This is a genomic window from Aeromicrobium fastidiosum (assembly GCF_017876595.1).
GTDB lineage: Bacteria > Actinomycetota > Actinomycetes > Propionibacteriales > Nocardioidaceae > Aeromicrobium > Aeromicrobium fastidiosum.
This window is the reverse complement of sequence record NZ_JAGIOG010000001.1, coordinates 3188104-3208177: the sequence shown is the minus strand read 5'-3', so window position 1 is coordinate 3208177 and position 20074 is coordinate 3188104. Positions and strand designations below refer to the sequence as shown.

Annotated in this window: 20 protein-coding genes; 13 read left to right on the top strand and 7 right to left on the bottom strand. The window is 70.1% G+C overall.

The window, feature by feature from the left end; genetic code table 11:
* Window positions 1–3 precede the first annotated feature (3 nt).
* Window positions 4–960 (bottom strand): glycoside hydrolase family 6 protein, encoded by a 957-nt coding sequence (locus JOF40_RS16030; protein ID WP_188111809.1) that lies wholly within the window; start codon window positions 958–960, stop codon window positions 4–6.
* 120 nt (window positions 961–1080) lie between these two features.
* Here JOF40_RS16030 and JOF40_RS16025 point away from each other — a divergent pair, with 120 nt between their 5' ends.
* Window positions 1081–2328, top strand: coding sequence for a histidine-type phosphatase (locus tag JOF40_RS16025; protein ID WP_129183722.1), 1248 nt, complete (start codon window positions 1081–1083; stop codon window positions 2326–2328).
* Window positions 2329–2353: 25 nt separating this feature from the next.
* On the top strand, window positions 2354–3619 hold the full coding sequence (locus JOF40_RS16020; protein WP_129183724.1) for a histidine-type phosphatase: 1266 nt from the start codon (window positions 2354–2356) through the stop codon (window positions 3617–3619).
* 26 nt (window positions 3620–3645) lie between these two features.
* Here the strand turns inward: JOF40_RS16020 and JOF40_RS16015 are convergent, their stop codons facing one another.
* On the bottom strand, window positions 3646–6234 hold the full coding sequence (locus tag JOF40_RS16015; RefSeq protein ID WP_129183726.1) for a DEAD/DEAH box helicase: 2589 nt from the start codon (window positions 6232–6234) through the stop codon (window positions 3646–3648).
* Window positions 6235–6320: 86 nt separating this feature from the next.
* On the opposite strand from JOF40_RS16015, the gene JOF40_RS16010 reads away from it, so the two are divergent.
* The 7 genes from JOF40_RS16010 (at window position 6321) to bluB (ending at window position 11000) form a co-directional block, all read left to right on the top strand.
* Window positions 6321–6695 (top strand): DUF2256 and DUF3253 domain-containing protein, encoded by a 375-nt coding sequence (locus JOF40_RS16010; RefSeq protein WP_129183728.1) that lies wholly within the window; start codon window positions 6321–6323, stop codon window positions 6693–6695.
* Complete coding sequence (locus tag JOF40_RS16005; protein ID WP_129183730.1) at window positions 6692–7849, top strand: serine hydrolase domain-containing protein; 1158 nt, start codon at window positions 6692–6694, stop codon at window positions 7847–7849. The genes JOF40_RS16010 and JOF40_RS16005 overlap by 4 nt, the downstream gene beginning before the upstream one ends.
* Before the next feature lie 42 nt (window positions 7850–7891).
* Window positions 7892–8395: a hypothetical protein gene (locus tag JOF40_RS16000; RefSeq protein ID WP_129183732.1), complete on the top strand. Its 504-nt coding sequence runs from the start codon at window positions 7892–7894 to the stop codon at window positions 8393–8395.
* A 34-nt stretch (window positions 8396–8429) separates the two neighbouring features.
* Window positions 8430–9248, top strand: coding sequence for a dioxygenase family protein (locus tag JOF40_RS15995; protein ID WP_188111810.1), 819 nt, complete (start codon window positions 8430–8432; stop codon window positions 9246–9248).
* A gap of 101 nt (window positions 9249–9349) precedes the next feature.
* Window positions 9350–9619: an excalibur calcium-binding domain-containing protein gene (locus JOF40_RS15990; RefSeq protein WP_129183736.1), complete on the top strand. Its 270-nt coding sequence runs from the start codon at window positions 9350–9352 to the stop codon at window positions 9617–9619.
* Window positions 9620–9662: 43 nt separating this feature from the next.
* On the top strand, window positions 9663–10346 hold the full coding sequence (locus tag JOF40_RS15985) for a lytic murein transglycosylase (protein WP_209674647.1): 684 nt from the start codon (window positions 9663–9665) through the stop codon (window positions 10344–10346).
* A 12-nt stretch (window positions 10347–10358) separates the two neighbouring features.
* Window positions 10359–11000: a 5,6-dimethylbenzimidazole synthase gene (gene bluB, locus JOF40_RS15980; protein WP_129183738.1), complete on the top strand. Its 642-nt coding sequence runs from the start codon at window positions 10359–10361 to the stop codon at window positions 10998–11000.
* 19 nt (window positions 11001–11019) lie between these two features.
* Here the strand turns inward: bluB and trxA are convergent, their stop codons facing one another.
* The gene (gene trxA, locus JOF40_RS15975; protein ID WP_129183740.1) at window positions 11020–11400 is read right to left on the bottom strand and encodes a thioredoxin; all 381 of its coding nucleotides are present in this window, start codon (window positions 11398–11400) and stop codon (window positions 11020–11022) included.
* 212 nt (window positions 11401–11612) lie between these two features.
* On the opposite strand from trxA, the gene JOF40_RS15970 reads away from it, so the two are divergent.
* The 3 genes from JOF40_RS15970 (at window position 11613) to JOF40_RS15960 (ending at window position 14581) form a co-directional block, all read left to right on the top strand.
* A complete protein-coding gene (locus tag JOF40_RS15970) occupies window positions 11613–13160 on the top strand; it encodes a DUF7669 domain-containing protein (protein ID WP_129183742.1) in 1548 nt (515 codons plus the stop codon).
* A 34-nt stretch (window positions 13161–13194) separates the two neighbouring features.
* A complete protein-coding gene (locus tag JOF40_RS15965) occupies window positions 13195–14319 on the top strand; it encodes a PQQ-dependent sugar dehydrogenase (protein ID WP_245343147.1) in 1125 nt (374 codons plus the stop codon).
* An 85-nt stretch (window positions 14320–14404) separates the two neighbouring features.
* A complete protein-coding gene (locus JOF40_RS15960) occupies window positions 14405–14581 on the top strand; it encodes a hypothetical protein (RefSeq protein WP_188111811.1) in 177 nt (58 codons plus the stop codon).
* A 111-nt stretch (window positions 14582–14692) separates the two neighbouring features.
* On the opposite strand, the gene cspE is transcribed toward JOF40_RS15960, so the two are convergent.
* Together cspE and JOF40_RS15950 are read right to left on the bottom strand one after the other, a co-directional pair.
* Complete coding sequence (cspE, locus tag JOF40_RS15955) at window positions 14693–14896, bottom strand: transcription antiterminator/RNA stability regulator CspE (protein ID WP_129183746.1); 204 nt, start codon at window positions 14894–14896, stop codon at window positions 14693–14695.
* A 231-nt stretch (window positions 14897–15127) separates the two neighbouring features.
* Window positions 15128–15592 (bottom strand): CAP domain-containing protein, encoded by a 465-nt coding sequence (locus tag JOF40_RS15950; protein WP_129183748.1) that lies wholly within the window; start codon window positions 15590–15592, stop codon window positions 15128–15130.
* A 245-nt stretch (window positions 15593–15837) separates the two neighbouring features.
* On the opposite strand from JOF40_RS15950, the gene JOF40_RS15945 reads away from it, so the two are divergent.
* Window positions 15838–18243 carry an immune inhibitor A domain-containing protein gene (locus JOF40_RS15945; RefSeq protein WP_129183750.1) on the top strand — a complete coding sequence of 802 codons (2406 nt, stop codon included), beginning with the start codon at window positions 15838–15840 and terminating at the stop codon, window positions 18241–18243.
* Between the two features lie 114 nt (window positions 18244–18357).
* On the opposite strand, the gene JOF40_RS15940 is transcribed toward JOF40_RS15945, so the two are convergent.
* Window positions 18358–19659: an MFS transporter gene (locus JOF40_RS15940; protein WP_129183752.1), complete on the bottom strand. Its 1302-nt coding sequence runs from the start codon at window positions 19657–19659 to the stop codon at window positions 18358–18360.
* Entirely contained in the window at window positions 19652–20074 is a 423-nt protein-coding gene (locus JOF40_RS15935; protein WP_129183754.1) for a MarR family winged helix-turn-helix transcriptional regulator, read from the bottom strand. Before JOF40_RS15935 ends, JOF40_RS15940 begins: the two co-directional genes overlap by 8 nt.

Below are 20074 nucleotides of genomic sequence, written 5' to 3'. Positions count from 1 at the left end.
CGGCTACCGGCCGAGCAGTGTCAACGCACCGCCAGGCCACCAGGAGCCGGCGGCCGGTCCACCGTTGCAGGGTCCGTCTGACTCACCGGGGTGCTTGACCCACATGAAGGCGTCGAGGTTGCCCCGCCGCACCATGCGGGGACGTGCCCCGACCCGCGCCGAGACCGGGTTGCAGAAGTCGCCGGCCGCCGTGACCGCGCCGTTGCGGGCGGTCTCGACGACGAACTTCTTGCCCCTGATGCCCAGGGCGGCGAGCGCTGCGACGACCTGGTCGCCGTACGCGATCTCGTCGGCCGTGGGACGGAAGTTGGCCACGTTGGTCGAGAACCCACGGGCCGAGGAGATGCCGGCGGCCTTCAGACGCGCGGCCATGACGTCAGGTGCCGTCCAGGCGGAGTGCCCGGCGTCGACGTAGACCCACACGCCGGCGCGCTTGAGCTTGGCCGTGGCGTAGCGGAGCAGTCCCGTGCGGTCGCCCTGCGCGGGGCACTCGCCCAGCATCGCGAGGGCGTCGGGCTCGAGCACGGCGATGGCCTTGGTGCCCTTGAGGCCCGCGGCCAGCTGGGCGACCCACCGCTTGTAGGTGGTGGCGTCGAACGAGCCGGCCGAGTGGTTGCCGCAGTCACGCGCGGGGATCGCGTAGACCGAGACGACCGGCGTCCGCTTCTTCGCGGCGGCACGCTTCGCGTAGGCGCGGACGACCTTCTTGACCCGCGACGGCGACAGGTGGTCGGTGGCCCAGAACGCCTGGGGCGTGCGGGCCAGCGAGGTGAACCGACCGTCAGCACGTGCGGCGACGGCGGCCGTCGACTTCGGGTCGGTGAAGAACGCGCGGGTGAGCCGCGGATCGGTCTTGGCCGACGCCTCGACCGGCGCGAAGGCCACCGCGACCATGACGCACGCCGCGATCAGCGCGATGACGTGGGTGGCACGGGCGCGGGCGGGAGCGGGTCGGAGCACCGAGTCATCGTAGGCGGCGACGGGGTCACCGGCACGGCTCGTGAACCCTGCATGAACACTCCGCGGTGACTGCCGTTCCCGTGCGGATCGGGGCCACGACGGTCCTACGCTGGAAGCACCATGTTCACGACCTTCGTCACGCATCTCGTGGCGGTGCTGGCGACCATCGTGTCGACGGCGCAGACCCAGCCGGCAGCCGATGCCGACTACGCCAACCAGACTCCGTATGGCAATGCCGCGAGCTCGACGATCCGGCAACCGCCCGAGGGATACCGGCTGCGGTTCGTCGAGACGGTCGGGCGCCACGGCTCCCGGACGCTGACCAGCTCGGCCCGCGAGCGCCGCAGCCTCGCGATCTGGCAGCGGGCCCGCAAGGCCGGAGCGCTGACCCCGACCGGACGCAGGCTGGCCACCGACATCGAGGCCTTCCAGGTGCCCGAGCGACGCATCGGCTACGGCAATCTCAGCGCGATCGGCACGGCCGAGTGGCAGGGCATCGGACGCCGCACGGCCGAGGTCTACGGCTCCTTTCTCACCGAGGCCACGGCTGCCGGTGACCAGGTCGTCTTCACGACGTCGCCCGTCCAACGCACCGTCGAGAGCGCCGACGCGATGCGCGAGGGCCTCGAATCGGTCGTGCCCGGGCTGACGGTGCCCGACTACGTCACGGACGGACCCCGCCTGCTGATCGGCAACGGCGCATCGAGCGCGGGCAACCGGGCGACTCAGGAGGTGCTGACCCGGCCGTCGGTGGTCGCCGCCGCGACCCGCGTGCTCGAGCGGCTCTACTCCGCCGCCTTCGTGCGCGAGATCGACGATCCCGTCGCGGCGGCCCTCGACCTCTACCTGCTCTACTCGACGGCACCCGGGATGGCCGCGGACACCCGCGTCACCTTTCGGCGCTACGTCCCGCTGGCCGATGCGAAGGTCCTCGCGGAGGCCGTCGATGGCGAGAACTTCTACCAGTTCGGTCCGGGTGTCGCGGGAGAGGTCAGCTCGTACCGGGCGGCACGGCCGCTGCTCGACGACTTCTTCACCTCGCTCGACGAGCGACTGGCGGGTGGCTCGACCGCGGCGGTGTTTCGTCTCGCGCACGGCGAGACGACCATGCCGTTCGCGGCGCTCATGAAGCTGCCCGGCAGCGAGGTGCAGGCGAGCAGCACCTTCTCGTACGCCACCAATCCGTGGCGCGGCTCGGTCGCCGGACGCCTCGGCGGCTCCGTCGAGTGGGCCGCCTACCAGGACGACTCCGGTCAGGCGCTCGTGACGGTGCGGTACGACGAGCAACCGGTCGAGCTGTCGTCGCGGTGCACCCCGACCGTCCGGTACTTCTATCGACCCGCCGAGCTCAAGCGGTGCCTCGGCTGACGTCCCTCACACATACAGTGGCCCCATGCGATCCCAGCGTTCAGCCACCCTCCTCACCGTCTTCGTGGCGGCACTGTCGCTCTCGGTGTCGGGTGCCCGTGCCGACGACGTGAGCAATGACAGGTACTACGCCAACCAGACGCCGTACGGCGATCCGGCGAGCACGTCGATCGTCGCCCCGCCGGCCGGGTACGAGCTCTTCTTCGTGGAGAACGTCGGCCGCCACGGTGCGCGGTCCATGGTGAGCGCCGGCACGGAGAAGCGGGTCCTCGCGGTCTGGAAGGCTGCGTCCCGCAAGGGCGCACTGACCTCTCGTGGCAAGAGGCTCGACGACCAGGTCCGGGCGTTCCAGCGCGCGGAGAAGAAGGTCGGCTACGGCAATCTCAGCACCGTCGGCAAGGCGGAGTGGCGCGGCATCGGACGCCGAACGGCGACGACGTACGGCGGATTCCTCGCCGCGGCATCGGCCCGGGGCGAGAAGGTCGCGATGCAGACCAGCCCGGTGTACCGCACCAAGCAGAGTGCGAACTACTTCCGCCTCGGGCTGCAGGAGGTCGTCCCGAGCCTCGCGACCTCGCCGCGGACGGTCAACCAGGATCTCCTCATCGAGGAGGGTTCGACCAAGGCCGGGCGTGCCCAGATCGCGCAGGTCAGGACCCGCATCGCCGTGCGCGCCGCGGCCAAGGACGTGCTGCTGAGGGTCTACAAGAAGTCGTACGTCAAGCGGCTCAAGGACCCGGTCGGCAAGGCGCTGGACATCTACCTGCTCTACTCGACCGCCCCGGGCATGGCCGGCGACACCTCGGTGACGTTCGCCGAGTACGTGCCGGTCTCCGCCGCGCGGTACCTGGCCGAGGCCACCGACGTCAGCAACTTCTACCGGTTCGGTCCCGGTGTGACGGGGCAGACCAGCTCGTACAAGCAGGCCCGCCCCGTCCTGAAGGACTTCTTCTCGGCGCTCGACAAGCGCATCGCCGGAGGCAGCACGGCCGCTGTCTTCCGCCTCGCCCACGGCGAGGTCACGATGCCGTTCGCGGCGTTGATCAAGGCACCGGGCAGTCAGCAGCAGTCGCCCGGCTACTGGTCGTACGGCAGCAACCCGTGGCGCGGCTTCGTCGCGGGCCGACTCGCCGGCAACATCGAGTGGGCCGCCTATCGCAACGCGACGGGAGAGGCGCTCGTGACGATGCGGTACAACGAGCAGCCGGTGCAGTTCAACGCGTCCTGCACGCCCTCGGCGCAGAGCCCGTACTTCTACCGGGTGGCCGAGCTGAAGCGCTGCCTGGGCTGATCGCTGCCTGGTCGGCCCCAGGAGCCTCAGTGCTTGAGGCGGACCAGGTCGGCCAGGGCCGCGTCGGACAGCTCGGTGAGCGCTCCCTCGCCGCCGTTGACCACGGCGTCGGCGAGTGACCTCTTCGACCGGATGAGCTCGGCGATCGACTCCTCGATCGTGCCCTCGCTGATGAGTCGGTGCACGTGCACGTTCTTGGTCTGCCCGATGCGGTGCGCACGGTCGGTGGCCTGGTCCTCGACCGCGGGGTTCCACCACCGGTCGTAGTGGATGACGTGGTCGGCGCGGGTGAGGTTGAGGCCGACGCCCGCGGCCTTGAGCGACAGCACGAACACCGGCACCTGGCCGCCCTGGAACTCGTGCACCATCTTCTCGCGGCCGCGCACCGTCGTGCCGCCGTGCAGGAACTGGTTGGGGATCTTCTTGTCGTCGAGGTGACGGGTCAGCAGCCGTCCCATCTGCGCGTACTGCGTGAAGACGAGCGTCGCGCCCTCCTCGGCCACGATCTCCGCGACCAGCTCGTCGAAGACCCCGAGCTTGCCCGACCGGCCGGTGAGCTTCGAGTCGGGCTCGCGCAGGAACTGGGCGGGGTGGTTGCAGATCTGCTTGAGCTGGGTCAGCAGCTTGACCACGAGCCCGCGACGCTGGATGCCCTGCGCCTGCTCGATCTGCGCCATCGTGCTGCGGACGACCGCCTCGTAGAGCCCCACCTGCTCGCGGGTGAGGTTGATGCGGTGATCGGTCTCGATCTTGGGCGGCAGCTCGGGGGCGATGCCCGGGTCGGACTTGCGCCGGCGCAGCACGAAGGGCCGGATCAGCTGCGACAGGCCGTTGGCCTTCTCGGGGTCGCGGCGCGCCTCGATGTCGCGCGACCACGTGCGCCGGAACTGCTCGTACGTGCCGAGCAGGCCCGGCGTCGTCCAGTCGAGGATCGCCCACAGCTCGGACAGGTTGTTCTCGACCGGTGTGCCGGTCAGGGCCAGCCGGGCGACGGCGGGGACGTCGCGCAGGGCCTTGGCCGTGCGGGCGTGCGGGTTCTTGATGTTCTGTGCCTCGTCGGCGACGACCAGGCCCCAGCCGGGCTCGTGCTCGGACAGCTCGATGACGTCGGCGCGCATCGTGCCGTACGTCGTGACCAGGAAGCCCTCCTTGACGTCGTCGAGGCTGCGTCCGGGGCCGTGATAGCGACGCACGGGCACGCCGGGGGCGAACCGCTTGATCTCGCGCTCCCAGTTGCCCAGCACCGACGCGGGGCACACGACCAGCGTGGGTGCCGTCGTGTCGGCAGCACGCTGCAGGTGCAGGGCGATCAGCATGACGGTCTTGCCGAGACCCATGTCGTCGGCGAGGATGCCGCCGAGCCCGAGGTCGACGAGCTGCGTCATCCAGCGCAGGCCCTGCAGCTGGTAGTCGCGCAGGTGGCCGTCGAGCTCGCTCGGCTGCGTGGCGGGCGCGATGTCGCGGTCCTGGACGGCGAGACGACGGCGGACGTCCTCGAGCCAGCCGACCGTGTCGACCTCGGTGGTGTGGCCGTCGATGTCGAGCTGACCGGTCACGGCGGCACGCAGCGCCTCGATCGCCGTGATCTCGTGCGTGCGGTTCTCGAGCACCCGGTTGAGGCTCGTCTTGTCGACGAAGACCCACGTGTCGCGGAGCCTCAGCAGACCGGTCTGCGACTGGGCCAGCTGGTCGAGCTCGGCCGCCGAGAGCACGTCGTCGCCGAGTGCGACCTGCCAGTCGAACGTGAACAGCTGCCCGTGCGTGAACGCCGACGGACGGTCGGAGCCCGGGGTCTCGCGTCGGCCCACCACGGCCGTCGTCGACAGCTCGCGGACCAGCTCGGGCGGCCAGCGGACCTCGACGCGGTTGGCCATCAGCGTCGGTGCCAGGCTGCGGTCGCCGAGGCGCGCGAGCTCGGCGGGCCCGACCGTCACTGCGCCACGGGAGTGCTCGTCGCGCAGCCGTTCGGCCGACGGCCACCACACCTCGAGGCGGCGCAGCATCGCGGCGGTGGGCTCCTTGGCGTCCTCAGCCATGGGGTGCGACGAGCCGTTGAACAGGTCGCCGGCGTCGAACGCGCCCCACGACCCGGCGCGGGGGTGCACCCGCAGCCGCACGACGGCCGCCTGGTCGGGCGTCGGCTGCTCCAGGAAGCTGATGATGAGCGACCACGAGAACGTGACCTCGCGGGTGCGCTGCGGCGCGGCCTTGGGGGACACGTAGGCCTGGCGCTGCGGGGTCGAGGCCGCCGGCGGCGCGTCGACCTCGAGCGCGCGCAGGAAGGCGGCGATCGACGCCTGGCCGGCTCCGGCGTTGGGGCCGATCGCGGCACCCGCGTTCTGCAGCTGGTTGAGCTCGGTGGCGTCGGGGGAGCCGAGGGCACCGCGCGCCATGATGCGCAGCGCGAGGATCGCCGGGGTGGCCCAGGCGCGCACCGACTTGTCGGCCGACATGACCCGGATGCCCTGGCTGAGCGCGCCGATGGCCTCGTTGGCGGTGGCCGTCCGGTCGCCGTCGGGGGTGTGGAACACGAAGCGCGACTCGGCCGGGGTGCCGCCGGCGACGAACTCGACCGGATGGCGCAGCAACAGGCGCAGATCCGTCGCGGTGGGCATCCCTCCATTGTCGCGCACGCTCCCAAGCAGCACTCGTCGAGGTCGGGTGGTGAGCGTCACTCCCGTCCGTCCTGCACGATGGGCGGGTGACCTCCGTCCCCGCCGCCAAGACCTGTGCCGGGTGCGGTCGCACGATCGAGTGGCGCAAGAAGTGGGCTCGCGACTGGGACGACGTCCGGTGGTGCAGCGCTGCGTGCCGCCGGCGGGGCGCCAGCGACCAGGACGTCGACCTCGAGCGCCGCATCCTGGCGATGCTGGCGGGCCGGGCGCGCACCTCGACGATCTGTCCGTCCGACGTCGCCCGCGACGTGTCGGCGGACGACTGGCGGCCCTTGATGGAGCCCGTGCGCCGGGCCGCCAGACGGCTCGTCGACCGCGGCGAGGTCGAGATCACCCAGGGCGGCTCGGTCGTCGATCCGTCCACCGCCAAGGGGCCGATCCGCATCCGGCTGCCACGATGAGGCGGGTCGTCGTGGCGTCGGCGGTGCTCGCCGTCGCAGGCTGCTCGGGAGCGCAGGAGGCCGGTCCGCAGGCACCCCCGTCCCGTCCTGCGGCATCCACGTCCGCGCCGTCCACCCCGTCCGCGCCCCCGACCCCGGCGGCGGTCTTCCCGGGCGAGACGTGGCAGCGGGCCGACGCGGGCGACTGGTCGAACCTCGATGCCGAGCTGTCGGCGGAGGGGTCGACCTGCGTGGCGGTGGTCAAGGACGGAGTCCTGGTGCACGACGCCTACTGGAACGGCGGTGCCCCGGGCTCCGGTCAGCGCATCTACTCGATCACCAAGTCGCTCACCGCGCTGCTGGTCGGCATGCAGGCCGACGACGGCACGCTCGATCTCGACGACACCGCGTCCGAGCCGGTCGACGAGTGGCGGGGCACGGACGCCGAGGCCGTCACGGTGCGCGACCTGCTCTCGATGACGTCGGGCCGCCGCTGGAGCGAGGCGTCCGACCGTCAGATGATCCGTGCGACGGCCGACCAGACCAACTTCGCCGTGGGAATCGATCAGCAGCGCCCGCCGGGACAGGCGTGGGTCTACGACAACGCCGCCGCGCAGACGCTGGAGTCGGTGCTCGACGACCTGGCCGACAGCGACGACGTCGTCGAGCTCGCGACCGACCGCCTGCTCGACCCCCTGGGCATGCGCGACACGACGTGGGCCCGTGACGCCGCGGGCAACGCGCTGACGTACTCGGGGGCGGAGTCGACCTGCCTCGACCTCGCGCGGGTCGGGCACCTGATGCTCAACCGGGGCCGCTGGGACGGGCGGCAGCTGCTGTCGGCCGACCTCGTCGAGCAGCTGACGTCGCCGTCGTCGGAGCTCAACGCCGCCTACGGGCTGCTGTGGTGGACCAATGCTGCAGGCCGCGTGGTCGAGATCCGCCGCCAGGCGGGCTTCGCCGACGACCTCCCGCCGTACGAGGGACGGCTGGCACCCAGCGTGCCGGAGGACGCCTTCTGGGCGCTCGGCTACGGCAACCAGTACATCGCGGTGGTGCCCGGCGAGAACCTGGTGGCGGTGCGGCTGGGCGCGCGACCGTCGTCGCCCGACCGCATCACCTTCGACACCTTCACCGCCGGGGTGCTCGACGGCCTGGGTGACGCCGGAGGGTGACGCCGGAGGGTGAATGTCCGACCCGGCTGCTTGAGTCGGCGCATGGACGCAGACGAGCCGGGCTGGCCGATCATCGACGACTTCTTCCGCACCGAGGCCGAGGGTCGTGCCGCGGCCACGGTGCGTCGCTATGCGGCGGTGCGCCTCAGGCTGTACGCATTCCTCGACACCGCCGACATGACCCTCGGTCTCGGGACGCATCCGGCCGACCTGCTCGAGGCCGAGCGCCAGTTCCACACCTCGGGCGCGTTCTGGACGTTGTTCGGGCCCGACGAGCTGGTGTGCTGCCTGCCGAGCTTCGTGCACGAGACGTGGCTGCCGTCGGGGCTGGCCGACGCTCGCGCGCAGGTCAGCCTGGCGGGCCGGCTGCTCACCCACCTCGGGCAGCGGCCCGAGCTCGACCGGCAGGCCGTCTCGTGCGCGATGTACGAGGCGCAGGATGCGGTCGCGCGGGCGCGGCGCGCTCTGGGTCGCCGCGCGGAAGGTCCGGCCGAGCAGCCGCGCATGCCTGACAGGTTCCTGCAGCCGCCGGGCGACGTCTGGTGATATGATTGAAGTATCAACTAAGTCAGGATGCCGCATGACCAGCTACTCGATCGCCGATCTCGACAACCGCCTCACGCCCAGCGAGCTGATGCCGGTCATGTTCGTCGGGCACGGCAACCCGATGCACGCGATCTCCGACAACGACTACACCCGCACCTGGACGCGGCTCGGCCAGCAGCTGCCGGTCGCCCAGACGATCGTCGTGGTCAGCGCCCACTGGCTGACCCCCGGTGCCACCCACATCACCGATGCGCCCAAGAACCCGATCATCTACGACTTCGGTGGCTTTCCCGACGAGCTGTCGCGTGTGCGGTACGACTCGGTCGGCGACACCGACGTCGCCCGCCTGCTCGCCCGCCAGCTGGTCGAGTACGAGGCCGAGCTCGACAAGCAGTGGGGCCTCGACCACGGCACGTGGAGCATCCTGAAGTTCCTGGCCCCGGCGCCCGAGGTGCCGGTGCTCCAGATCAGCATCGACTACTCGATGCCGTTGCCCAAGCTCTACGAGCTCTACGGCCGGCTTCGCGCGATGCGACGTCGTGGCGTGATCTTCATCGGCAGCGGCAACATCGTCCACGCACTCGGACGCGCCAAGTGGCACGGCGGCGGGGCGTGGGACTGGGCGCAGCAGTTCGACGCCGACACGGCCGCCGCGCTGCAGGAGCGCCAGGTCGGAAAGCTGCTCGATCCGTACGGCACCTGGGCCGAGGCGCGCATCGCCGTGCCGACTGACGACCACTATCGCCCGATGGTCGCCGCGCTGAGCCTGCTCGAGGACAATGAGCAGATCAGCTTCTTCAACGACTCGATCGACATGGGATCGATCGGCATGCGGTCGTTCGTCACGGTCTGAGCCAGCCCGGCCTGGTCCTTCCGAGCCATTGTGTCGCGAACGACTGTCACGAACGCCACGGGTCACGCACCATGGATCGTCCCCACGATCCAGGAGTGCTCATGCGTACCACCGTCCTCGCCGCCGTCACCGGTCTGACCCTGTCGCTGGGGCTCGCCGCGACCGCCTCATCGGCGGACGCCGCGCCGGGCAAGACGTTCAAGAACTGCACCGCTCTCAACAAGACCTACCCGCACGGCGTGGGTCGTCCGGGCGCGAGGGACAGGACGTCCGGCTCGCCGGTCAAGAACTTCAAGGTCGACAAGGCGACCTACAACGCGAACACCAAGAGCGACCGCGACAAGGACGGCATCGCCTGCGAGAAGAAGTAGGCGCGACGCCGGCGGAGTTGGCGCCGGCCCGGACACTGGGCTGGTGAGACGTCTTCCCGTGCTGATCGCTGCTGCCGCCGTGCTGCTCATGGCCGGCCTCGTCGTCGCGACGACGGTCGACCGCGGGCCGTCGTCCGCCCCTGCCGCGAGCGTCCCTCCCGTCGCGGCCACGCCGACCGACGGCGAGCTGCGGCAGGTCTCGAGGGCCACCGGCATCCCGCGCCGTGCTCTGTCGGCTTACGTGGCCGCGGCGCGGACGGTCGGCCGTGACGACCGGGCGTGCGGCATCGCCTGGAACACGCTTGCCGGCATCGGCTCGTCCGAGAGCAGCCACGGTGCCTTCGGCGGTGCGCGCCTCGACGAGGCAGGGGTCGCCAGGCCACTGATCATCGGCGTCCCGCTTGACGGGTCAGGCGGCAACCGCGCCATCCGCGACACCGACGGCGGCGGTCTCGACGGCGACCAGCAGTGGGACCGTGCCGTCGGACCGATGCAGTTCATCCCCACCACCTGGGCCGCGTGGGGAGCGGACGGCGATGGCGACGGCCGCAACGACCCGCACGACATCGACGACGCAGCCCTCGCCGCCGCGCGCTACCTGTGCGACGCCGGTCGCGACCTCAGCGCCTCCGCCGGGTGGTCGCGGGCCGTGCTCACCTACAACAACAGCGGCGCGTACGCGCGCAAGGTCGCGAGCACCGCCACGGAGTACGCCGAGGCCGTCTGAGAGATTGGCCGGGTGAACCAGCACGCCTTCTCCGGAGCCGAGCGCGAGGCCGTCTACCGGGCCATCGCCGAACGGCGCGACATGCGGCACTTCAGCGGAGGGACCGTGCCCGACGAGACGCTGGCGCGGCTGCTCGCGGCAGCGCACGCCGCGCCCAGCGTGGGCCTCATGCAGCCGTGGCGCTTCATCCGCGTGCTGGACCCGCGGCTGCGGACGGCCATCCATGCGATCGTCGAGGCCGAGCGCGTCCGCACCGCGGAGGCGCTGGGGGAGCGGTCCGACGACTTCATGCGGCTCAAGGTCGAGGGTGTCCTCGACTGCGCCGAGCTGCTGGTCGTGGCGCTCGGCGACGACCGTGAGCGGCACGTGTTCGGCCGCCGCACGATGCCCCGGATGGACCTCGCCTCGGCAGCCTGCGCCATCCAGAACCTCTGGCTGGCGGCCCGCGCCGAGGGCCTCGGCATGGGCTGGGTGTCTCTGTTCGAGCCCGACGAGCTCAGGTCGCTGCTGACCATGCCAGACGACGCCGATCCGGTCGCGGTGCTGTGTCTCGGGCCGGTCGAGTCGTTCTACGACCGGCCCATGCTCGAGGAGCAGGGATGGGCGACGGCCCGCCCGTTGTCCGAGCTGCTGTCGGTCGACGGGTGGGCCTGAGGGTCACCGGGGCTGCGGCTCACTCGGCCGCGGACTCGGCAGCTTCCTGCTCGGCCAGCTGACGCTTGACGTCATCCATGTCGAGGTCGCGGACGGCCTGGATGACCTGCTCGAGCCCGGCCGCCGGCAGTGCGCCGGGCTGGGAGAACACGAGGACGCCGTCGCGGAAGGCCATCAGGGTCGGGATCGACGTGATCTGCGCGGCGGCGGCCAGCTGCTGCTGGTCCTCGGTGTCGATCTTGCCGAACACGACGTCGTCGTGCTTCTCGCTGGCGGCCTCGAACACGGGCGCGAACTGGCGGCACGGACCGCACCACGACGCCCACCAGTCGACCAGCGTGATGCCGTCGGCGCCGATGACGTCGTCGATCGATTCCTGGGTCAGGGTGACGGTGCTCATGCTCGGCCTCTCGTGTGAAGAACAGGTACCCCCAGTTCAACCGTCGCGGCGCTGGTGGCATTCCCGTCGTCATGGGCCGACCGATCGCCGCCGAAAAATGAGTCGTCCGCGGCCGTCATGGAGAGACGGTGTCCGCCTCTGTACCCCTGAGGGCCCATCGGGGGCAGACAGCACCAGGTCGTGAACGGTCGACCGCGGGGACGGAGAGCGGCGTGAAGTACGACAGGCCGGTGTGGCAGATCATGCACGAGTGTGCGGACGCCATGCCCGAGGTCTTCCGCTACGACGACGTCCGCGGCTGGTTCGTCGAGCACTACCCGGACGTCAACGAGGCGACGATCCGCGCTCACCTGATCGGCCTGACCGAGGGTGGACGCGCCAAGCACGTGCAGTTCGCGCCACGCTCGCCGGTGTTCCGCCGCGTCGCGCGTGGCGAGTACTCGCCGATCCCGGCAGCCGAGCGCGGCGAGGACCCCAACCCGCCGGGCCCTTCGGCCAGCCGGCTCAAGATGTCCGGCAACGGGCACCACCACGCCCCCCCGACTGCCTCGGCCACCCCGGCCGTCCCGCCGCCTCCGGCTGCAGAGACCGATGACGTCACCGGCAGCGTCGGTCCCGCGGCCTCGACGTTCGACGACGCCCCGCCCATGCCCGACATCATCCTGCTGGGCAGCGTCGGCGAGCGCGTCAACGTCCCGGCCCCCGCCAAGGAGGTCTACCGCGAGGTCTCGTTCCAGCTGAGCCGTCTCGACGCCGAGCTGAGCGGCAGCGAGTGGTTCATCCTGTCGGCCGAGCACGGGCTCCTCGCCCCCAACGAGTGGATGTCTCCCGACTCGCGCACGCTCGCCGACATGGACCCGGGCTACCGCGTGGTCTGGGCGTCGTGGGTCGTGGCCCGCCTGCAGTCGCTCGTGGGCTCGCTCGACGGGATGATCGTGCGGGTCGATGCGCCCGATGCCTTTGTCGGCCCGCTGTTCGCCGAGCTTCAAGACGTCGGTGCGGCGGTCTCGTCGGGCTCGATCGTCGCGGAGGAGGTCGACGAGGTCGACGAGGTCGACGGCGCAGACGAGGTCGCCGCTGCCGCCGAGCAGGACGCACCCGTCCCGGTCCGGCACGACGAGCTGGTCGAGGCGGCGGCCGACCGGCTGTCGGTGCACGAAATCGAGCCGCCGCGCGACGGCGAGGTGCCGGCCCCGGTCGTCGACCCCGATCTCGCCACGGTGTCCGACATCGGCCGGCTGCAGTCGGCCGGTCACCACCTGGCCGACGTCCGGCACGCCGTCCCCGCTGACGAGGCCGACTCGCTGCCGACATCGCCGGGTCTGTACGCCTGGATCGTCGACCCGATCGGTGCCAGGGTGCTCAACCGCTGTCTGCGTCTGCCGGTCCGCACGGGTGTCGTGTTCGTCGGGGAGGTCGGCGGGTCGACGTGGCACGCGCTGATCGACCCGGTGGTCAACCTGCGCGACCACGTCTCGGGCGTCCAGCTGAACGGACGCACCCGTGCCTCGACGTTCCGCATGACCCTCGCGACGGTGCTGGGAGACCACCTCGGCCTGACGTCGCTCGACGACCCACGGCTGACCGAGTGGATGACCGAGCACCTGTCGGTCACCACCTGGCCCGTCGACGACGGTGACAACCTGCGCGAGCTGGCCCGCCACGTGATCGACCAGCTCGACCCGCCGCTCAACGTCGACCACCTCGCCTCGGCCGAGTACCGCGCCCGACTCCTGCAGATGCGCGGCGAGCTGGCCTGAGCGGTCCTTGCCCCGCGCGGGCATGATCGAGGACATGGACCGTCGAACCCTGCTCTCCGGTGTGGCCGTCATCGGTGCCGCGACCCTGGTCGGCTGCAGCGGAGGGAGCAAGGGTGGCGACGGCCGCGTCGCCACCAGCTCGTCGACCCCGCCCCCGGCGACCGACGTGCCGAGCCCGACGGCGACGCCGACCGCCGGCACCCCGACGATCGCCGGCACGGTGGCGACAGGCCTCAACGTCCCGTGGGGCATCGCGTTCCTGGCCGGCGGTGACGCCCTGGTGTCACAGCGCGATGCTGGCACGATCGTGCGCGTCGCGACGGACGGCTCAGTGACCGAGCTCGGCGAGGTGCCGGGGTCGGCCGGTCGCGCCGGGGGAGAGGGCGGTCTGCTCGGCCTCGCGGTCGATCCCGACGACCAGAGTGTCCTGTTCGCGTACGTCACGACCGCGACAGACGACCGGGTCGTCCGCATGAGCCTGGACGGCGACACGCTCGGCAGGCCCCGCGACATCCTCACCGGCATCCCGGTCGGCGCGCGCCACCACGGTGGCCGGCTGGTCTTCGGGCCCGATGGCACGTTGTTCGTCTCCACGGGCGATGCCGGCGACGGCTCGCTCGCGCTGGACCGGGACTCCCTCGCGGGCAAGATCCTGCGCATCGACCGCGATGGCGCCGCAGCCGACGGCAACCCCTTCGGCAACCGCACCTGGTCGTACGGGCACCGCAACATCGAGGGCCTGGCGTTCGATGCCGACGGACGGCTGTGGGCGACCGAGTTCGGTGACAAATCCGCCGATGAGCTCAACCTGATCGAGCGCGGAGGCAACTACGGCTGGCCGGGAGTGGAGGGCAAGGGCGGTGGCAAGGGACTGGTCGACCCGCTCGTCACCTGGGGCACCGACGAGGCATCTCCGGCGGGGCTGGCCATCACCCGTTCGACCGCCTACATCGGGGCGCTGCAGGGCGAGTGCCTGTTCGCCGTGCCGCTCGACGGCGAACGGGCCGGCGCGCCCACGGCGCACTTCGCGGGCGACCACGGACGCATCCGCAGCATTGCCGTTGCCCCTGACGGTGCCCTGTGGGTCACGACCAGCAACACCGACGGACGGGGCGACCCGGGCACCGACGACGACCGCATCCTCCGCGTGACGATCTGACGGTGAAACTACCTGCCGGTAGGGGTGCCGGACGACAGAACATGAGGATATCCTCATGAAAAGCCGTCGTCGTAGGGAGCACATCATGGAAGAGTCCGCGTTCGAGTTCGACTCCGCGCACGTCGCCGAGACATCACGCCGATTCCCCGCCCAGAGGCTCACCCACGCTGAGCCGCATCCCGTCAGCGACGTCAGCTACCTGCATGCCGCGCCCGGCGCGGAGTTCGGTCGCCACGCGTGGGACGAGGGCGGACGCCTCTAGGCCTGGCCGTCCCGCACGGCACGACGAAGCCCCCGGAGCGATGCTCCGGGGGCTTCGTCGTGATCAGAGGGGGCGGCAAGCCGTCCCCGGCTCATCCGAGTTTGTGCTCGATCAGAGGGGACGGATGTTCGCGGCCTGGAGGCCCTTCTGTCCCTGCTCGACGTCGAACTCGACCTTCTGGTTCTCGTCCAGCGAGCGGTATCCGCTGGTCTGGATGGCCGAGAAGTGCGCGAACACGTCCTCGCTGCCGTCGTCGGGGGCGATGAATCCGAAGCCCTTGTCAGCGTTGAACCACTTGACGGTTCCTGTTGCCATTCTTCTGCTCCTCCGTGGGGCGAGATGCCGCCCACGACCTTCGCGAGCGGCCGTCGCGACGTACATCCAACCTTCGAGAAGAACTAGACAACCCCGAGAGAGGAAACTCATTCATTCGTGCGGCCAACGTCGTGCAACTGCGACAACCCTAGAACAACCGGCCACCGTTCTGGCAAGTGCTGAGGTACTCCGAATGAAAATTCTGGATGAACGATTCGGCGCGTCGGCGCACTAGCGGGGGTCGCCGAACACCTGTGCCACATAGATCTCACCGTTGCTCGCGCGGGCGACCCCCACCCCGATGTAGCGGTACGCACCGCCGCGCATGTTGGTCGCATGTCCGGGCGAGGCGGCCCAGGCGCGGACGGTCTTGGAGCCGGAGGAGTAGTTCCACGCGATGTTCTCGGCCGCGCCGTTCAGCCGGCACGAGCGCATGACCTTGCCGAGGCGTCCTGCGCGGTGCTCGAACTTCTTGGTGCGGGCCATCCAGGCCGCCTGCCCATTGGCCCAGCGATCCACGCAGCGCTGCAGCTTGACGGCCTTCTTGCCCTGTGCGGCGCGGTAGTCGTTGGTGGAGGCGACGACCTGCTTCTCGAACCTGCCCGCGTCGAGCGCGGAGGCGGGCCCGATCGTGACCAGTGAGAGGAGTGCCGCGAGCGCGAGGGCGCGAGCGACACGGGAAGGAGCGAGGGACATGTCATGAGCGTACGGGAGGTTGGGAGGTCCTGCCGGGGCGTCAATGAACTGGCATCTCGCCGACACCGAGTAGTCATAAAGGACTAGGTGCTTATAGTCCGTGTGGGCCAAAGTCAAGACTGCCGTTCTTCCTGAAAGTTACCTAAGTTGGTCGGCACTGTGCCGGACGTTGCTCATGAGGGAGCGCCCGGCCGTGTCGGGGCGACCGTCCCGTCACCTTGTCGAAGCACGTACTAGGGGGAACAGTGAAGCGTGTGATCCCAGGCCTCGTCGGCCTCACACTCGCAGCCTCGCTCGGTCTGGCGTACGCGTCACCGAGCACGGCAGCACCCGCACCACCGACCAACGTCAAGGACCAGCCGACCAAGGTCGGCAAGGACGAGCTGCCGAACCCGCTCGAGGACAAGCGCCGCGCCCTGCGCGAGAGTGCGCTCACGTCGGTCATCAACGGCGATGCGACGCCCGTCGAGAAGAACGGCGCGTCCGTCGTCAAGGTCGGCAAGGGCTACAGCCCGGCCGACGCCGCGGCGCTGGCCAACAAGCAGTCGACGGCCAAGCGGCTCAAGGCCGTCCAGGGCAAGGCCACGAAGGACCAGTACGTCGAGCTCGAGCAGGAGCGGGCCGACAAGATCTTCGTGATCCTGGCCGAGTTCGGCGACAAGCGTCACCCCGACTTCCCCGACCAGGACACAGACCCGGCCGTCCCCGGCCCCACGACCTTCAACGGCCCGCTGCGCAACCAGATCCCCGAGCCGGATCGCGCCAAGGACAACTCGACGATCTGGCAGAAGAACTACGACCGCCAGCACTACCAGGATCTCTACTTCGGCACGGGCCAGGGCAAGGAGTCGGTCAAGACCTACTACGAGACCCAGTCGTCGGGCCGCTACACGGTCGACGGCCAGGTGCAGGACTGGGTCAAGGTGCCGTACAACGAGGCCCGGTACGGTCGCGACGAGTCGTACCGCACGGTGTGGAATCTGATCCAGGACTCCCTCACCGCGTGGGTCGCCGACCAGAAGAAGGCCGGCCAGACCGATGCGCAGATCAAGGCCACGATCGCGTCGTACGACAAGTACGACCGCTACGACTTCGACGGTGACGGCGACTTCAACGAGCCCGACGGCTACATCGACCACTTCCAGATCGTCCACGCCGGTGGCGACGAGGCCGACGGTGATCCGCAGCAGGGCGAGGACGCCATCTGGTCGCACCGCTGGTACGCCTTCGGCACCGACGCGGGCCTGACCGGCCCGGCGCAGAACAAGCTCGGCGGCACGCAGGTCGGCAACACCGGCGTCTGGGTCGGCGACTACACCGCACAGCCCGAGAACGGCGGACTGTCGGTCTTCGTGCACGAGTACGGCCACGATCTCGGCCTGCCCGACGACTACGACACCACGGGCGCCGGCGACAACAGCAGCGAGTACTGGACGCTGATGGCGCAGAGCCGCCTCAACGCCAAGGGTGAGGCGCTCGGCACCCGTCCGGGCGACCTCGGTGCCTGGAACAAGCTGCAGCTCGGCTGGCTCGACTACGAGGCCCTCACGACCAAGCAGAAGAAGACCCTCGAGCTCGGTCCCCAGGAGTACAACACCAAGAAGGCGCAGGCCGCCGTCGTGGTGCTGCCCAAGAAGGAGGTCACGAAGGACCTCGGAGCGCCGGCCAGTGGCTCCCAGCAGTTCTTCTCCGGATCGGGTGACGACCTCAGCAACACCATGACGACCGATGTCGACCTCACCGGCAAGACCGGCGGGGTCCTCGAGGCCAAGGTGCGCTACTCGATCGAGGCGGGCTACGACTACGCGTACGTCCAGGCCTCGACCGACGGCGGATCGACGTGGACGTCGCTCGACGGGACGATCGGCGGCACGGCGATCACCGACGACGCCTCGGGCAACCCCGCGATCGACGGCGAGCAGGCCACGTGGGCCGCGCTCAAGGTGCCGCTCGGTGCCTACGACGGCAAGAAGGTCAAGCTGCGGTTCCTCTACAAGACCGACGGTGGCGTCGCCGAGGCGGGTCTGTTCGTCGACGACATCGCGGTCAAGGCCGGCAGCGAGACGCTGCTGACCGACGGTGCGGAGTCCGGTGGCCCGGCATGGACCTATGACGGGTTCTCGATCGTCGGTGCCACCTCGACCGAGCTGTTCGACAACTACTACATCGCAGGCCACCGCTCGTACGTCTCGTACGACAAGTACCTGCAGACGGGGCCGTACAACTTCGGCTTCCTCAACACCAAGCCCGACTACGCCGAGCACTACTCCTACGGTCACGGCCTGCTGATCTCCTACTGGGACACCTCCCAGCAGGACAACAACACCAGTGCCCACCCGGGCACGGGTCGCAACCTGATCGTCGACGCCAACCCGTCGCCGATCACCAACATCGTGACCGGAGCGCCGTGGCGGGCCCGCGTGCAGATGTACGACGCTCCGTTCTCGCTGCACAAGGCCGACTCGTTCACGCTGCACACCAACGGCAAGCCCAGCTACATCCGTGGCCAGGCAGCCAAGCCGTTGTTCGACGACACCAAGAAGTACTGGTTCAAGGAGCTCCCCAACCACGGGGTCAAGCTGCCGGCCGCCGGTGTCAAGATCAAGGTGCAGAAGGAGAGCGGCACCTCGCTGAAGGTCAAGTTCAACTAGCCTTCTCCACGAGCGGCAGGGCGTCCATCAGGGGGTGGGCGTCCTGCCCGTGGCCAGGGGCGGCGCGCACCGGGGGGTGTGTGCCGCCCCTGGTCATGTTTCAGTGGCGATCTGTCAGTGGCGTGCGTTGAGCACTTCGTCGACGGCACCGGAGGCTCCGCCGAACTCGTCGGCGACCTCGCCGGTGACCACATCGGCGTCGTCGACCGCGTGACCGTCCTCGTCGAGGCCGGCATCGGCCTGGGCCAGCAGGCGGTGTCCGCTGGCCAGCACCGCGATCGCGACGACGACGGTGCCGGCGGCGAGGGCGAAGGGCACGTGCACGTTGAGGTGCTCGACGAGCTTGCCGGCCGCGAAGGGCGCGAGCCCGCCGCCGATGAACCGCACGAAGCCGTAGGCGGCCGAGGCGACCGGACGCTCGACGGGGGAGACGATCATCACGGCCTGCGTCATCAGCGTGTTGTTGATGCCGATGAAGATGCCGGCGGCGATGACGGCACCGACCATGAGCGTCTGGTTGGTGGGGCTGATCGCCATGACCGCGAGGTCGACGGCGAACAGCGCGAGCGATCCGTAGAGCGACGCGGCGGTGCCGAAGCGGCTCTGCAGCCACGGGGCGCCGATGACCGAGAAGAAGGCGACGAGGATGCCCCAGCAGAAGAAGACCCAGCCCAACGCCGTGATCGACAGGGCCATCGGGAAGGGCGCGTAGCCCAGCATCGTGAAGAAGCCCCAGTTGTAGAGCAGCGCCGTGATGCTCATCGTGAGCAGCCCGCGGTGGGTCAGCGCCCGCAGCGGCGCACTGAGTGCGGTCGGGTGATCGGGCTTGGGCGTCGCGGGCAGTAGGAAGGCGGTGGCCACGAGGGCGATCGCCATGAGGGCTGCCACGCCGAAGAACGGCCCGCGCCAGCTGATGTTGCCGAGCACGCTGCCGACCAGCGGGCCGGCGGCGATGCCGAGCCCGAGGGCCGCCTCGTACAGGATGATCGCGCCCGCGAAGCCGCCGCGGGCGCTCGACACGATGGCGGCCAGCGACGTCGCGATGAACAGGGCGTTGCCGAGACCCCAGCCGGCGCGGAAGGCCACGATGCCCGAGATCGTGTCGGTCGATCCCGCGAGGGCCGCGAAGACCACGATGATGAGCAGCCCGGTCAGCAGGGTGCGCTTGGCGCCGAGTCGGCTCGACACCCAGTTGGTCACCAGCATCGCGACGGCCGTCACGACGAGGTAGCTCGTGAACAGCAGCGTCACCTGGCTCTCGGTGGCGTCGAGCTGGGTCTTGAGCGCGGGCAGGATCGGGTCGACGAGACCGATCCCCATGAAGGAGATGACGCAGGCGAAGGCGACGGCGTACACGGCCTTGGGCTGCTGGAACAGGGACGAGGCACCGTGGTGTGCGGCGGTGGTGTCAGACATGGGACTCCGTGAGGTGGACGAGGGCGGGGGTGGCCGCGGCGAGCATCGCGCGGTCGTAGGGGGACAGCAGGGCCAGACGCGCGGTGATGGCGTCCTCGTGGCCCCGCCGCCGTGCTGCGAGCTCGCGGGAGCCCGCGGGGGTGATGTCGATGAGCATCGCGCGACCGTCGACGGGATCGGGCTGCCTCGAGACGAGCCCGGCGGACTCCATCCGCTGGGCGAGCCCCGTCATCGCCGGCTGCGAGATCGACTCGTGCGTCGCGAGCGCCGTGACGCGCTGGGGTCCGCTGCGCTCGAGCACCGACAAGATGGCGGCGGCCGTACGACTCAGCGAGTCCTGCGGGGCGTCGCGCACCAGGGAGAGGGCGAACTCGCGGAGGACAGGTGCGAGCTCCGTCAGATGTGGTTGCAACAT

Excerpts from the sequence above, each read along its gene's own strand:
- JOF40_RS16015 (WP_129183726.1), bottom strand. The coding sequence starts at position 6,234 with ATGCCCACCGCGACGGATCTGCGCCTGTTGCTGCGCCATCCGGTCGAG.
- JOF40_RS15995 (WP_188111810.1), top strand. The coding sequence starts at position 8,430 with ATGACCAGCTACTCGATCGCCGATCTCGACAACCGCCTCACGCCCAGC.
- JOF40_RS16020 (WP_129183724.1), top strand. The coding sequence starts at position 2,354 with ATGCGATCCCAGCGTTCAGCCACCCTCCTCACCGTCTTCGTGGCGGCA.
- trxA (WP_129183740.1), bottom strand. The coding sequence starts at position 11,400 with ATGAGCACCGTCACCCTGACCCAGGAATCGATCGACGACGTCATCGGC.
- JOF40_RS16005 (WP_129183730.1), top strand. The coding sequence starts at position 6,692 with ATGAGGCGGGTCGTCGTGGCGTCGGCGGTGCTCGCCGTCGCAGGCTGC.
- JOF40_RS15935 (WP_129183754.1), bottom strand. The coding sequence starts at position 20,074 with ATGTTGCAACCACATCTGACGGAGCTCGCACCTGTCCTCCGCGAGTTC.
- JOF40_RS15965 (WP_245343147.1), top strand. The coding sequence starts at position 13,195 with ATGGACCGTCGAACCCTGCTCTCCGGTGTGGCCGTCATCGGTGCCGCG.
- JOF40_RS15950 (WP_129183748.1), bottom strand. The coding sequence starts at position 15,592 with ATGTCCCTCGCTCCTTCCCGTGTCGCTCGCGCCCTCGCGCTCGCGGCA.
- JOF40_RS16025 (WP_129183722.1), top strand. The coding sequence starts at position 1,081 with ATGTTCACGACCTTCGTCACGCATCTCGTGGCGGTGCTGGCGACCATC.
- JOF40_RS15940 (WP_129183752.1), bottom strand. The coding sequence starts at position 19,659 with ATGTCTGACACCACCGCCGCACACCACGGTGCCTCGTCCCTGTTCCAG.
- JOF40_RS16000 (WP_129183732.1), top strand. The coding sequence starts at position 7,892 with ATGGACGCAGACGAGCCGGGCTGGCCGATCATCGACGACTTCTTCCGC.
- JOF40_RS15990 (WP_129183736.1), top strand. The coding sequence starts at position 9,350 with ATGCGTACCACCGTCCTCGCCGCCGTCACCGGTCTGACCCTGTCGCTG.
- cspE (WP_129183746.1), bottom strand. The coding sequence starts at position 14,896 with ATGGCAACAGGAACCGTCAAGTGGTTCAACGCTGACAAGGGCTTCGGA.
- JOF40_RS15960 (WP_188111811.1), top strand. The coding sequence starts at position 14,405 with ATGGAAGAGTCCGCGTTCGAGTTCGACTCCGCGCACGTCGCCGAGACA.